Consider the following 14,493-nt stretch of genomic DNA (forward strand, 5'->3'; position numbering starts at 1 on the left):
TGTCGAAGGCGGCTCCGAAGAGCCGTCACCGGGGTGCGATTGTCCGCTTTGCCAACAACGCCTCCCGATTGCGTGGCGAAAGATCATCCGCCTCAGCGAAGCAGTGCATGCGCCCCAATGGTTGTTTTTACCGTGCCTTATGGAAAGGGGCGGTAATAAATGTCTTTATTGATGTTTTTCCGTAGGCGAGTTTCATGAGATTTCGAGGCTTTACACTCCGAAAGGATTCATTGGCTCTCAGTTTTGGTATATTGCCGCCATCCCAGTCGACGATGCGGTAAAACGCGCGTTTGCCGTTTACAGCATTCGCCAATTGATTATCCCGCGCACGCACCGGGGACATCATGATCTTTGCATCGAATGAGAATGGCAGCGGCGGCAGTCCCGTCAATGCCGGCGCGCTCAATGGCATCGGCTCGGTGGCCGGCATCGCCAGCCAGATCGGCTCGCTCGCCGGCCTGCCGGGCGCGGGGCTGATCGGCGGCGCGGCACGCGCGGTTCAACTCGCTCAGACAGGTTTGTCTTTATTGGGCAAAACGCCGGAATCGGTAGCCGATGCGATCAATAGCGTATCGGCAAGCGGCGCGGCACAGCTGACGCAAAGCAATCGCTATGTCACGCTCGAATCGCCATTGGGGCAGGACGTTTTGCTCGTGAATGCGGCGATCGTCGACGAATACGTCAGCCAACTGAGTGAAATCCATCTGGATCTGCTTTCTCACCAAAGCGACATCGATCCGGAAAGTCTCGTGGGGCAGCGCGTGAAGCTCGGCCTGCATCCCGAGCGGGCGGGCTTGAGCGAGGCGATGATCGTGGCGCGGCCCGACACGAACACGCGCTACTTCGACGGCTATGTGGCCTCGTTTGCGCGCGTGGGCAGCTCGGGCAAGGTGACACGCTACGAAATGAGCGTGGTGCCGTGGTTCTGGTTTCTCACGCGCTCAACGGATTGCCGGATCTTCCAGAATCAGACGGTGCAGCAGATCCTCTCGACGATATTCGTCGAGCTGGGCTTTCGCGATTACCAGTTCGACGTACGCATGACGCGCAAGCCGATCGAGTACGTCGTGATGTACCAGGAGTCCTACTACAACTTCTGCGCGCGGCTGATGGAGCAGGAGGGTCTTTTCTGGACGTTCCGCTACGAGAAGGACAAGCACGTGCTCGTGGTGGGCGACACGAACGCGACGTTCGTCGAGATGCCGAACCAGAGGAGCATTGCGTACCACGCGGACAGCGCGGCGAGCGAGCACAACGGCATCGCGCGCTGGGACGAGGCGTTCGAGTTTCGCGTCGGCAAGATTGCCTTCCGCGATTTCAACTACAACCGGCCTTCGTCCACGTTGATGTACGTGGAAGCGCCCACGAGCCGGCTCAAGAACAAGAACATCGGCACGACGGAGCGCTACGAATACCACTCGCTGTACGACACGCACGACGACGGCAAGCGCTATGCGCGCTACGCGATGGAAGCCGAGGAGGCGCTGGCGCGGCGCTTCAACGGCAGCGGCTATGCAAGCGCGATGACGACGATCGGGCGCTTCACGCTCGAGAACCATCCGAATACGGCGTACGACGGCAAGCCCTACATCGTGCTGCACGTTCGCCATGAGGCCGTGAACGACTACACGCGGCACGGCGCCGAAACGCCCTATCGGAACACGTTCACCTGCTTGCCGGAGGAGGTGCCGTATCGATCGCCGCGGCGCACGCCGAAGCCGCATATGCAGGGCACGCAGGCCGCGATCGTGGTCGGGCCCAAAGGCGAGGAGATCTACACCGACGGTAGCCGCGTGAAGCTGCATTTCCTGTGGGACCGACGCGGCAAGTATGACGGCACCGATTCGATGTGGATCCGCGTGTCGCAGCCGTGGGCCGGCAGCGGCTGGGGCGGCTCGGCGATTCCGCGCATCGGGCAGGAGGTCATCGTGGCTTACAACGATGGAGACCCCGACAACCCGGTCGTCGTGGGCCGCGTATTCAACGGCGGTGCGGCGAACCCGTATCACGGCACGAGCGGGCAGACGATGGGTATCCGCAGCCAGACGCACAAGGGGCAGGGCTTCAACGAACTGCGGTTCTCGGATGTGGCGGGTGCAGAGGAAATGTTTCTGCATGCGCAGCACGACATGAATACCGTCGTGCAGAACGCGCAGACGACGCAGGTGCTGAAGGGCGACCGCTCGATCGCGGTGGCCAAGGGGCATCACTTCACGAAGGTGTCGACCGGCAATCTGCATGATGCGGTGACGCAGGGCAATACGACTCAGCAGACACCCGCAGGCGTTCACACGATCGAAGCGAAGGAGTTGTGGATCAAGGTGGGCGGGGAAGGCGGGACGTCGATACACATGACGGCCGATGGCATCGAGTTGCGCAAGGGCGCGTCCGTGATCTACCTCGATGACAAGAACATCGTCGTGCAGGCCACGCGTACCGACATCAACCCGGAAAGCTGACGGTCTTCATTTTACTTGCGCTGTTTCCGCTGCCGATATGACAGATACCTCTGCTCGCATTCGCTTCCACGAAGGAAGCATTCCCTTGCCGCCCGGCTATGAAGACCGGACGACGAACCTGTTCGTGCCTCAGGATACGACGACGCATTCGAACCTCAGCGTCGCTCGCGACTGGCTCAAAGACGGTGAATTGCTCGACGCCTATGTCGACCGGCAACTCGCCCTGTTGAAGGCGCGACTGGCGGGACACAAGTTGCTGGACCGGCAGCCGGAGCAATTGGGTGCCGGCGAGGGCGCGTTAAGCGGCGAGCGGATCGATGCGAGCTACCGCAACGGTCAGCGCGCGGTCCATCAGCGGCAAGCGGTATTTCTCGTCGCGCCGCGGCGCGCCTTGATCTTTACCGCATCCAGTCCCGGTGCGTTAGACGACGCGTTCGAGTCGTTCTGGCGCACTTGGCTCGAGGGATACGAAAGCGTGGGCGGTAGCGGCGACGAGGCTGCCGACGCAAGCTGATCGCCAAGCGGAAGGGAACGGATATGTTCGAGGCAGCGCGCGTTACCGATCCGATCGAACACACGAGTGCACTGACCGGTTTCCTGATCGGCGCGGCGCTCGGTATTGCGCTGATCGCTGCGGTTGCATTTGCCACGTTTACGTGCGGGTTCGGTGTGGCATTGCTCGCGGGGCTTGCTGCCGGCGTGGGAGCGAGTGGGCTCCTGAGCTTGGGGGAGTCGATAGGCAAGATGTTCACGTCGACGACCGGCGCGATTATTTCCGGCTCCTCCAACGTATTCATCAACGGAAAGTCCGCAGCCTATGCGACGGCCAGCGGGGTAACCTGCAGCAAGCACAGCCCGCTGCCGCTCGTGGCGCAGGGCTCGTCGGGCGTCTTCATCAATGGTAAGCCCGCGGCCCGCAAAGGCGACAAGATCACGTGTGGCGCCTCGATCGAGGACGGCTCGCACAACACCTTCATCGCGGGCGGCACCTCCACCTACCTGCCTTACGACGACGAAGTGCCGCCCTGGCTGCGTACCGCCGTGGACTGGGCGTTCGCCCTGGCGGGGTTGGTCGGCGGATTGGCGGGGCTCGTGAAAGCGGCCGGCGGGTTGTCGCGCTGCGTGTTGCCTTGCGCAGCCAAGTTTATCGGTGGCTACGTGATTGGCGAGGTGGTCGGACGCTATGTTGCGGGGCCGATCATCAGCCGCGCGATGGGCGGGCTTTTCGGGCACCCCGTGGATGTCACGACGGGCCGCAAGATCCTGCTCGCCGACGACGAGACCGATTTCGTGGTGCCGAGCCCGTTACCGGTTGTCTGCTCGCGCTTTTACGCGAGCAACCTGACGGCCGAAGGCACGCTGGGCCGAGGGTGGGTGCTGCCGTGGGAATTGCGTTTGCAGCCGCGCGACGGCCGGCTTTGGTACACCGATGCACAGGGGCGCGAAAGTGGATTTCCGCTGATCGAGCGAGGCCATACCGCTTTTAGCGAGGCTGATCAACGTTACCTCACGTGCACGCCGGATGGGCGCTACATCCTCTACGATCTCGGCGAGACCTATTACGACTTCGGACGTGTGGACCGCACGTCGGATCGAATTGCGTGGGTGCGCCGTATCGAAGACCAAGCGGGGCAGTGGCAACAATTCGAGCGTGACAGCCAGGGGCGCGTGCGTACGATTCTGACGAGCGGCGGCGTGCAGTTGGCGCTTGATTACGAAGCCGGGCACGGCCGGCTTGCGTCGATCGCTTGGATCGGCGAACGAGATCGTGTTTCACTGGTGTCGTATGGGTATGACGAGCACGGACAACTGGCTTCGGTGACCGATGCCAACGGTGCGACCGTTCGCGCTTTCTCGTACGAGAGCGGGCTGATGACGAGCCACGTCAATGCGCTCGGCTTCACGTGCCGATACGAGTGGGCCGAAGTCGACGGGCAACCGCGCGTGGTGGCCACGTCGACGAGCGAGGGCGAACGCTGGCGTTTCGGCTACGACACGGGTAACCGCGAGAGCTGGATCGAGCACGACGACGGCCGCCGGGCGCGGTGGCATTACGACGAGCAGTTTCAGATCGTGGAGTGCATCGATCTCGATGGTGGGCGATACGTCATCGAGAACAACGAGGCCGGCATGCCCACGGCGTTCCATTTGCCGGGCGGGCGCGAGGTCAAGCTCGTGTACGACGAAGCGGGCCGCATCGTGGAAGAGACGGACCCGCTCGGTCGTACCACGCGTACGCGATACGACGGCAACAGCATGCGTCCGACGGAGATCGAATTGCCCGACGGCAGCCGCTGGCACGCCGAATACGACCGGCAGGGGCGCCTGCTGCGCACGCGCGATCCGCTCGGCCGCGAAACGCGCTACGAATACCCCGAGGCGTTGACGGCTCTGCCGGTTGCGCAAATCGACGCGCGTGGAGGGCGCAAGACACTGCAATGGAATGCGCTGGGGCAATTGACGGCCTATACCGATTGCTCGGGTAAAACGTCGCGCTACGAATATGATTCGTATGGCCGGCTTGTGGCATTTCTCAATCCGCAGGGAGAGCGTACGGGGTTCGAGCGCCGGCTGACCGGAGAACCGGTGCGCATTGCGTTGCCGGATGGCAGCGAAGAGGCCTTCGAATATGACGCAGCGGGGCTGCCTGTTCGACATGTGGATATGGGCGGACGGATACGTCGATGGCTGCGTGACCAGAGCGGGCGGGTGCTCGAGGCGATCGACGCGGCGGAAAGGACGCTGCATTATCGCTACGACCCGGAGGGGCGGCTCAGCGAGTTGGCCAACGACGCTGGCGGGCGCTACGGGTTCGACTACGACGCAGGTGGGCGTATCAGCCGCGAGACGCGTCCTGATGGCATCGTACGGCGGTTCGCGTATGGCGAGGCGGGCGAACTGCTTGCCATCGAGACGGTAGGGGTGTGGGACAGGCGGGCCGCCGCGAATGCGACGAGCCGGGCCAAGCCGCAGGCTGAGGTGCCGGTCCGCATGACGCGTTTCGAGCGCGACAAGACGGGGCGTTTGCTGGCGCAGCATACCGATACGGAAGTTACCGCGTATGAGTACGATGCGGGCGACCGGCTGTTGGCGGCCGAGCGTGTGCCGACGGACAAGGGCACGTCGCTCGGGATTGCGGCTCAGGAAGTACGGTTCGAATACGACAAGGCAGGGCGCCTGGTTGCCGAGCACGGCGTGAACGGGACGGTTCGCTATACGCTCGATGAACTGGACAACATTGCCACGCTTGCGTTGCCGCATGGCGAGCCGATCGACATGTTGCGGTATGGCTCGGGCCACGTGCATCAGATTCGGGTGGGCGAGCACGTCGTGAGCGATTTCGAGCGCGATGATTTGCACCGCGAGGTGATGCGTACACAGGGGCGGCTGACGTTGCGCATGGGGTACGACGTGCTGGGGCGCCGGCAATGGCAGTCTTCGGCGGCGGCTGGAGAAGCGCTCGGGCCTGCGCAGGGGCGGTTCTGGCGCAGCTATCGCTACGATCGGGCGGGCGAACTGGCGGAGCAAACCGACAGCATCCGGGGCACGACGCGGTACCGGTACGACGCCGTGGGGCAATTGCTGCGGCAGGTGCGGGTGAGCGAGCGGAACGTGGAGGGCAGCGTTGAGGAGTTCGCCTGGGACGCCGCGGGTAATCTGCTGGACGAAGTGCAGCGCAAGAGCCGGGGCGCGGTGGAGGGCAATCGTCTTTTGATGTGGCAAGACCTGCGGTTCGAATACGATGCGTGGGGGAATCTGTCGGTCAAGCGCAAGGGTGCGAATCAGGTCCAGCGGTTCACGTACGATGGGCAGGACCGGTTGATTGCGGTGCGGACGGAAACGCCGCGCGGGGTCACGGAAGCGCGATTCGAGTACGACCCGCTTGGACGGCGTACGGCGAAGACGGAGATGGAGCGGGATTGGCATGGGCATACGCATGCGCCGGTGAACAAGCGGTTCGTATGGCAGGGGTTGCGTCTGGCGCAGGAGGTGCGGGAGACGGGGGCGAGCAGCTACATCTATAGTCCGGAGGCGGACTACCTGCCGATCGCGAGAGTGGATGCGGCGATTGCCGAGGGGATGGCGGCTGCGGCGATCGAGAAGGCGAAGCGCACGGCGCGTGTGTACCATTTCCAGACGGATCTCGTGGGTGCGCCGCTGGAGGTGACGGACGAAGCGGGAGAGCTTGCGTGGGCGGGGCGGTACGCGGCGTGGGGGAAGGTCGACCGGGGCGAGGACCGGCTGTATATGCCGAAGATCGAGCAGCCGCTGCGGTATGCCGGGCAGTATGCCGATGATAGTACCGGGCTGCATTACAACACGTTTCGGTATTACGATCCGGATGTGGGGCGGTTTATCAATCAGGATCCGATTGGGTTGATGGGCGGGCTGAATCTCTATCGTTATGCACCTAGTCCTCTCAACTGGACCGATCCGCTCGGGTGGATGCCGCTGTCTAACCCCGTATTGCAAGGCCATCACATGGTCCCGTGGCAGATGGCGTCTCACTTCGGTATCGCACCATTCAATTCGCAAACGGGTGTCCCAGCGATGTATTGGAACGACGCTCAATGGAGCGGTGTGGAGCACAGTGCGATGCACGGCTACAACAATCTCGGGGTGGATACAAAACCTCTGGTGAAGCCTAGTCAGCTTGGAAAGACAAATCTTAACTCTCAGAGTTGGATGGAGAGTCTAGAAAAACACTATTCAAATCCGGATCTCAAGAATATTCGAGGTGATTTGCATATTATTAATGAGGATGGAACAAAGGGGCGCCTTCTGGCGAAGAACGTCTCTCCGGCCGAAGCTTGGGAGCAAACGAAGAAATGGGGTAATGCAAAAAAGGGTGGATGTTAGATGAGTCAACAAGTATTCGAGGTGCTGCGGAACACGCTTCCATTGATCGACGCGAATCTGTCGATCGATGGTCAACATGGGCTGGAACTCATTCCGGTTTTTAGGTCAGTTTTAGGTAATCAACACGGCGGCCGTACGGTCGTTGTGGCTGAGCGCGTCTCGGATTTAAGTGAGAGTAGCGTTAATAATTACCGACTCGAACGTTCTAGTCACGAAAAATTTAACTTAAGCCTTAGTGGGACAGAAAAGGTCGTGATCGATCATCTGAAGGTCGACTTGGGTTTTCTTCGAGGAGGGGCTGCAGATTTTGAGTTGAACGTTATTTCGTTTATTAATGTTCCACTGATCGGGGAAGGTCGGGGTCTCACGGCCGAGCAAAAGGCTCTCGTTAGACAATCGAATTTGATGATTGTTTATTTGATTTTTTGCGAGAATAGAGGTACTTGTCTGCTTCCGGCGAAAAATGCGTATATATGCGAAAGCTATAATCATTTCGGATTTGTGTTGGCTGATGAGGGATTATTTAATGGGTTTATAATTGAGAGGCTGGGTGCGGGGCAGCATAATTTAGTGGATGTCTTTACATCCACGGAGATTGCGAACGAAATGTTCAATGATGGTTTGATGGCCCTTTGTTGGGGTATTACACCGTGGGTTTATATGATAACTTCTCATGAGGGGGGCTTGCCACTTTTTTTCCCGATGGAGGTTAGCCCAATATGTAGTGGTGACTATATATTTTCCGGGGTTGTTGGTGAGGTGTCGGTGATACCAGGGACGGCATTGATTAATTGGGATACGGAAAATATAGGGTGCTGGCCGCGGCTGCAACTCGTTGGAGAGGGGAATGCCATTCAGCTCGATCTGTATGTGGTAAGAACAGTTGATGAGAATAGTGGTGATTTCGTCCCTGTTCCGTTTTTTAACTTCAGGAGAAAATTTAAATCGATCGATGAATCGAAGCCAATTTTGAGCTGCGATATTTTTGATGGAAATTGATGCCAGTCACGATGGCTTATCTTGGTGTAGTGTGTTGACCGTATCCATGTGCCCTTGCTATCCGCCGTCAGTCAACAGGATAGATGAGGTTTCCTTGCAACAGGTGTCGTACTGTGACGTGGATGCGGGCGATTAACAGAATTCGATTGCATTGCCGATGAGGGCAACCCGTACGAATACGTGTTGTGTCCGACTACGTGGATTGATCCATCAGGCTGAGCTTGTGGGACCACGAAGTATAGACATACTGGAAAAACGAAGCACGCACAAATGCGTATTTCTAATCGACCAATAACCTACAAGGAATGGCTAATGGTCAGGGGCCGTACATGCAGGCCGAGGTGTTGAGGAATGTGCGCCGCGGCGTTAAGAATATGTCAATAGAATAGCGTCGAGAAAATATCCATCAACGAATGGGCGGTGCTGGTGTGCGCAATTCCGGTAATCTCACAGCGTTGATACCTTGGCGGTATGAGATAGTTGCTCTATTTTGAAATGTAGGTGAAATTTTGCTTGATATCATGAAAGGTGTTGATTGATGGTGGATAATATTGAATATATTGAGGAATTTTTCGCTCGCCGAAGTATTTTGATATGACTTCGGACATGATTCAGTGTGCGAAAAGGCGTTTGTGTGACGATCTCTATGATGCTGAGTTGGTTTATTGTCAAAAGACTCTCGACGCAGCGGGCCTAAGCTTGGGTGATGTGGAGATTGTTATTGATGACGATTCGGATCGACTTCTGAGATTTGGTGAGGCTCTGGTAAGAGCGGAAAAGGCGATTGATGTCGGTCAAGATTTTGATGTGCTGGAGGAGCCGAGTAATGAAGCGTATGTGAGACATAGTCTAATGTTTCTTTTAACGTGCTCCATCGCCTATATTTTGCTACGTGATGATAGGGCTGGTTTTGTTAGATATTTGGAAAAATGCGACAACCGAAAGCGGATAAATATCAAAGGGTAGTTGGGGCGATATTCGATAGCATCTGATTGAACCTCGAGGCTGCCAATAGGTGCTAATCCAACGTCCTTGCTGATGCACGGACGGCGCTAACGCGGCCTTTCGTGCATTCAAGCGGCGATGCTGAACTTACCATATTCGACACAATACCGACGCGCACACCGGGGCGACCTAGGTACCGTCGATCCACCGTCCGAGGCGCAGCCAGACGCAAGAATGCAAGGCCGAGCGCGCGCCGGCCGACAAGGGCACGGTGCTCGGGATCGCCGCTCAGCAAGCGCGCTCGGCTACGACAAGGCGGGGCGTCTGACATTGCGCTTGTCACCTTCCGGCATAAAGGAGCCGGGTATTTCCGGCATATAGGCGCCAGCAGAAGTGGGCAGAATCGAGCATCTTTATGGTTCAAGAATGTGCCGTTTATCCAGCGTTTGCAAGGTTCAAGTGATGCTCCGGCAGGTGCCTTGGGCTGCGGTATGAGTGTCCGTCGAGCACGAGGCAGTAGGCGTTGTGGCGCAAGCGGTCGAGCGTAGCGGAGGCCAGCAAGCGATTGGCCGGGAACGCCTGGTCCCATTCTTGATGGATATCGTGATGAAGGTGGCAAAAATTAGAGTTGATACGGATTTCGAGGGTGATGGTCTTTATGGTGTTGCATTGTGGGTTGGTCAAGATCTGCCTCGGTATGTATCCATATCCCGGGATAGCGTAGAGGGGTTGGGCTTAATCTATTTTGAGGTGCAAGATAAAGATCTGTGGAATTAAAGTCGCAGCGTCGATGTATTCGATTGACGAGCATGGTTTGGTTATTAAGTTTCCTGAAGAAGTGTCTGAGAGATTTCATTGAGATGGTGGCCGGGAGGTTGTCATAGAAAACGGGGGAGACGACTGCTTTTCTATCCGCGAAACTCTTGGAGAGATATTTTTGTTGAGCTAACGCTACGACTGATGCGGGTGAGATGACTGATCGCAAGTTGAAGAAATTAATTGTATTAAATCACGTCTCAGAAGCTCCGCATAAGCGTGCGAGGAGCTGAGCATCTCTCCTAAGGAGACTGTCGTATATTAAAGGCTGGGTCGTACGCTGACGCGCGGGGCGCTACGACCGTTGAACGCGCTACGATCCCCGGACGGGGGAGAGCCATTCAGATACAGCGGAACGTGGAGGGCGGTCGTTCTTTTTTGCCGGACGCGAGAGCAGAGCGCGAGGTTGAAATGAGATCGCGGCTCGAGACAAAACAGGGACAAAACAATCGCACCCCAAGCAGTGTATCATGTCAATACAAACGTCAATACAAGAGAGCGACGGGTGATCTGTGTACTTTGAATGGGACGAAGAGAAGAATCGCGCCAACATCCGTAAGCACGGAATCGACTTTAACGATGCAATCGACGTGTTCAACCATCCAGTGCTCACGGCACTGGACAGCCGGGAGGACTACGGAGAGGAGCGCTGGATCGCACTGGGTTGGATGAGAGTGACGATGGCCGTGGTGATCTATGTGGAGCGTAGCGGGCCGGCGATTCGGGTGATCTCCGCTCGCCGCGCGACCAAACATGAGGCGAAACGATATGAGCAAAGCGTCAAAGACTGACTGGAAACGTCTCGAAAAGCTCAAGGATGACCAGATCGACACGAGCGACATCCCTGAATTGGACGACGAGTTCTTCGCACGCGCGGAACTGCACGTGCCCCCGAAGCAGGCGGTGACGATGCGGCTGGACGTGGACGTCCTGAACTGGTTCAAAGAGCAGGGCCAGGGATACCAGACGCGCATCAACAAGCTGCTGCGCGCCTACATGCTTGCGCATCAGCGCCGGCATTCGTAATCGCCCCGACTCGATCATCCCCGCGCCGCAGCCACAACCTGCGACGCCAATGCATGATGTTGCCCACGCCGCGAGCGGATCGCATGGATTTCCTCCACCACGCCTTCCGCGCGCCCGAGCCAGCGCAGGCCCCGTAGCAGCGAAACATGCTCGGCCCCCAGTTCGGCAAGCGGAAACACGCCGAGCCCGCGGGCGGCGAACACGGCCATTAACGCGCTGTCCTCGAATTCCCCGGCAACGCGCGGCCGGACCCTCGCCACTTCGAACCACCTGTCGATCCGCGCCCGCAGCGCACCGTGCGCAGTGGGCAACAGCACGGGCACTTCGGCAAGGCAGTCCGGAAAACGCATGCGCGCGAGCTTCGTGACCAGTGCCGCTGGCCCGTACCAGTCCACCGGCGAGCCGACGAGCCGCTCGCTGATTACGCGCAAGTCCGCATCATGAGGCGCGGGCCGGCAGGCGAGCACCAGGTCGAGCCGGTGCAGCGCGAGTTCCGACAACAACTCGCCGTGTTCGCCTTCGTGGCAGAGCAGCCGCAGCGAGGGCGTATCGAGCACCGGTGCAAGCAGCGCGTGGGCAGCCAGTTTCGAAATACCGTCCGAGAGCCCAATCGCAAGGCGCGTCGCGTGTTCGCCTTCGGCGTTGCGTACTTCCTCGAGCAAAGCTTCGCCGAGATGAAAGATCTGCTCGGCGTGACTGAACGCGGTTTCGCCCGCTTCCGTCATCGCCACGCCACGGCCGGCCGGTTTCAGCAACTGGCGCCCGATGGTCCGCTCCAGTTCGCGCACTTGCGCGCTGATGGTCTGAACCGCCATGTCCAGCCGGTCCGCGGCGCGCGCAAAGCCGCCTTCCTTCACGACCATCCAGAAATAGTAGAGGTGGCGATAGTTGAGCATGCCGTTCGTCCTGACTTCGGAAAAACCGATCAATCGCTTCGATTATCACTGATTTTTCCGAATCGCAGATTCAGCGAACATGACCGAATCAATCGGACATCGCCGGGCTGACGCCAGCCCCCCCAATCATGGACTATCTGCTCGCTCTCGCTACCGATCCCGCTGCCTGGGCCGCCCTCGTTACGCTCGTTGTCATGGAGATCGTGCTTGGAATCGATAATCTGATGTTCATCGCGATCTTGAGCAAGAAACTGCCCGAGGCGCAGCGCGCGCGTACGCAACGCATCGGTATTCTGCTGGCGCTCGTGCTGCGCCTTGGCTTGCTTGGCACGATCGCATGGATCACGCAACTCACACAGCCCGTCTTCTCTCTCTTCGGTCAGAACTTTTCGTGGCGCGATCTGATTCTGATCGGCGGCGGCCTGTTCCTCGTCTGGAAGGCGACGCGCGAGATCCATCACCATGTCTCGCCGGAAGGCGCAACGTCCGGAGCGGCGGGCACGGCCGCACAGCTGACGGCGTGGGCGGCGATTGGCCAGATATTGATGCTCGACCTCGTGTTCTCGGTCGACAGCATCATCACCGCGGTCGGTATGACTGAGCACATGCCCATCATGGTGATCGCCGTGATTGCCGCCGTGACGGCGATGCTGTTCGCCGCCAAGCCGCTCACGCGCTTCATCGACGGCAACCCCACCATCGTCATGCTCGCGCTCAGTTTCCTGCTGGTCATCGGCATGACGTTGATCGCGGATGGCTTCGGCACGCATGTGCCCAAGGGCTACATCTATGCGGCGATGGCATTCTCCGCGTTCGTCGAAGGCATGAACATGCTGGCGCGTCGAGCCTGGTCGAAGCACGGCAGTCGGTCTGAAAGACAAAGTTCGTAAAAACCGAACCAAGCCTTCGTGAATTGCAGGTTTTTCAGGTTGCGGCGGCCCGGTAGTCTGACTGCACGATCCACGGTATTGATAGGAGGCAGCGAAATGAAGTGTCCCGTTTGCAAGACGTCCGATCTGTTGATGGCCGAGCGCCGTTCGATCGAAATCGACTATTGCCCGACGTGCCGCGGCATTTGGCTCGATCGCGGCGAGCTGGACAAGCTGATAGCACTCGAGGACGATGCGCCGGACGCATCCGTGGCGCGGCACTCCCGCGACGACGATTACCGCCGTCGCGACGAACGCCGCTATGACCACGGGCGCAAGCACGACGACGACTATCGTTCAGGGAACTACGGGCACCGCAGGAAGCGTTCGCTGTTCGATATGTTCGACTTCGATTGACGGTGCAAAAGGCCCGTCATCAAGCGGGCCGACGATGTATCGGGAAGGCGCGGGCCGAAACGGCGGCAGCGAGGCGGCAACTGCTTACCGCCACGTCATGCCGTCGCACAATACATCCGTGCGCGTCTCTTCCGGAATCGGTACATCGGCCAGCGCGGCGGCTTCGCGATAAAGCGCCGTCTGGTTGATGGCGGCGGCCACGGCCGCGTCCTGCTCGGCCGTGGTGGGCTCGCCCTTGAGCAAACCCCAGCGCCGGTATTGCGCAATAAACCACCGCCCATCGGAAATGCGCGGATAGTTGACGGCGCCGCCCTCGAAGAACGCGACGGGCAGGGGAGGCTTGCCGAAGCGGCGGCCTCCTTCGCGCCCCACAAGCCGAGGTACGATGAGTTCGCGCGGCACGTCGAGCGCGTCGGCTTCGGCAAGCCACGGTGCAATTTCTTCTCGATGCGACGGCGTGTCCACCCATCGGCACGCTTCCAGCATCGTGCGAATCAGCGCGCGCGCCGTGGCCGGATAGCGCGAGACGAAGTCGCGCCGGCAGGCCAGCACCTTTTCCGGGTGCCCAGGCCAGATCTCGCTCGTCGCGGCAACGGTTTCGCCCGCGCCGCTCGCTTCGGCCAGCGCATGCCAGGGTTCGCCCGCGCAGAAACCGTCGAGCGTCTGGCGCGCCAGCGCATCGACCATCCGCGGCGGCGGAATCACCACGCTCTCGATGTCCTTGAGCGGATGCACGCCCTGGGCCGCGAGCCAATAGTAGAGCCACATCGCATGCGTGCCGGTGGGAAACGTCTGCGCAAAGACGGGCGTGCGTCCGAGCTTGGCGAGCGCGGCTTTCAGATCGCCGCCGGTCATGTCGAGCGCCCGGGCAAGCGGGGTCGAGAGCGTAATGGCCTGGCCGTTCCGGTTGAGCACCATCAGCACGGCCATGTCGGCCTGCGGCCCGCCGATGCCGAGCTGCACGCCATAGACGAGCCCGTAAAGCGCGTGGGCTGCATCGAGTTCGCCCGATAGCAACTTGTCGCGTACGGCGGCCCAGGAGGGTTGCCGGCATAGTTCGAGCGTGAGCCCGTGCCGGTGCCCGAATTCGAGTACTTTGGCAGCCATGAGCGGCGCGGCGTCGGAAAGGGCGACGAACCCGAGCCGAAGGTGCGTCTTTTCGAGCACGGGCGACGGCTCGGCGTGGGCAAGCGTATCGGTATCCAT

Annotated in this window: 12 protein-coding genes; 9 read left to right on the forward strand and 3 right to left on the reverse strand. The window is 59.5% G+C overall.

Features of this window, described 5'->3' with window-relative positions; translation table 11 throughout:
* The first annotated feature begins 344 nt into the window (after positions 1-344).
* From U0034_RS20155 to U0034_RS20175, 5 genes are all read left to right on the forward strand, one after another.
* Positions 345-2,459: a type VI secretion system Vgr family protein gene (locus U0034_RS20155; protein WP_114717940.1), complete on the forward strand. Its 2,115-nt coding sequence runs from the start codon at positions 345-347 to the stop codon at positions 2,457-2,459.
* Between the two features lie 37 nt (positions 2,460-2,496).
* On the forward strand, positions 2,497-2,973 hold the full coding sequence (locus U0034_RS20160) for a DUF1795 domain-containing protein (RefSeq protein WP_085230768.1): 477 nt from the start codon (positions 2,497-2,499) through the stop codon (positions 2,971-2,973).
* Between the two features lie 23 nt (positions 2,974-2,996).
* Positions 2,997-7,319, forward strand: a complete 4,323-nt coding sequence (locus tag U0034_RS20165) for an RHS repeat-associated core domain-containing protein (RefSeq protein ID WP_085230767.1) — start codon at positions 2,997-2,999, stop codon at positions 7,317-7,319.
* Complete coding sequence (locus tag U0034_RS20170; RefSeq protein WP_139831237.1) at positions 7,320-8,318, forward strand: hypothetical protein; 999 nt, start codon at positions 7,320-7,322, stop codon at positions 8,316-8,318.
* A gap of 594 nt (positions 8,319-8,912) precedes the next feature.
* Positions 8,913-9,284 (forward strand): hypothetical protein, encoded by a 372-nt coding sequence (locus tag U0034_RS20175; RefSeq protein WP_085230766.1) that lies wholly within the window; start codon positions 8,913-8,915, stop codon positions 9,282-9,284.
* A 414-nt stretch (positions 9,285-9,698) separates the two neighbouring features.
* Here U0034_RS20175 and U0034_RS20180 read toward each other — a convergent pair whose 3' ends face one another.
* On the reverse strand, positions 9,699-9,947 hold the full coding sequence (locus U0034_RS20180) for an ATP-binding protein (RefSeq protein ID WP_269149716.1): 249 nt from the start codon (positions 9,945-9,947) through the stop codon (positions 9,699-9,701).
* 644 nt (positions 9,948-10,591) lie between these two features.
* Between U0034_RS20180 and U0034_RS20185 the strand changes: the two genes are divergently transcribed.
* Both U0034_RS20185 and U0034_RS20190 read left to right on the forward strand, forming a co-directional pair.
* A complete protein-coding gene (locus tag U0034_RS20185; protein ID WP_085230765.1) occupies positions 10,592-10,870 on the forward strand; it encodes a BrnT family toxin in 279 nt (92 codons plus the stop codon).
* A complete protein-coding gene (locus U0034_RS20190; protein ID WP_085230764.1) occupies positions 10,848-11,105 on the forward strand; it encodes a BrnA antitoxin family protein in 258 nt (85 codons plus the stop codon). Before U0034_RS20185 ends, U0034_RS20190 begins: the two co-directional genes overlap by 23 nt.
* A 14-nt stretch (positions 11,106-11,119) precedes the next feature.
* Here U0034_RS20190 and U0034_RS20195 read toward each other — a convergent pair whose 3' ends face one another.
* Positions 11,120-12,001, reverse strand: coding sequence for a LysR family transcriptional regulator (locus U0034_RS20195; protein ID WP_085230776.1), 882 nt, complete (start codon positions 11,999-12,001; stop codon positions 11,120-11,122).
* Between the two features lie 128 nt (positions 12,002-12,129).
* Here U0034_RS20195 and U0034_RS20200 point away from each other — a divergent pair, with 128 nt between their 5' ends.
* Together U0034_RS20200 and U0034_RS20205 are read left to right on the forward strand one after the other, a co-directional pair.
* Positions 12,130-12,891: a TerC family protein gene (locus U0034_RS20200; protein WP_085230763.1), complete on the forward strand. Its 762-nt coding sequence runs from the start codon at positions 12,130-12,132 to the stop codon at positions 12,889-12,891.
* A 96-nt stretch (positions 12,892-12,987) separates the two neighbouring features.
* Positions 12,988-13,287 (forward strand): TFIIB-type zinc ribbon-containing protein, encoded by a 300-nt coding sequence (locus U0034_RS20205; protein ID WP_085230762.1) that lies wholly within the window; start codon positions 12,988-12,990, stop codon positions 13,285-13,287.
* An 84-nt stretch (positions 13,288-13,371) separates the two neighbouring features.
* Here the strand turns inward: U0034_RS20205 and U0034_RS20210 are convergent, their stop codons facing one another.
* Positions 13,372-14,493: a CmpA/NrtA family ABC transporter substrate-binding protein gene (locus U0034_RS20210; RefSeq protein WP_085230761.1), complete on the reverse strand. Its 1,122-nt coding sequence runs from the start codon at positions 14,491-14,493 to the stop codon at positions 13,372-13,374.

The organism is Trinickia caryophylli, assembly GCF_034424545.1.
Lineage (GTDB): Bacteria > Pseudomonadota > Gammaproteobacteria > Burkholderiales > Burkholderiaceae > Trinickia > Trinickia caryophylli.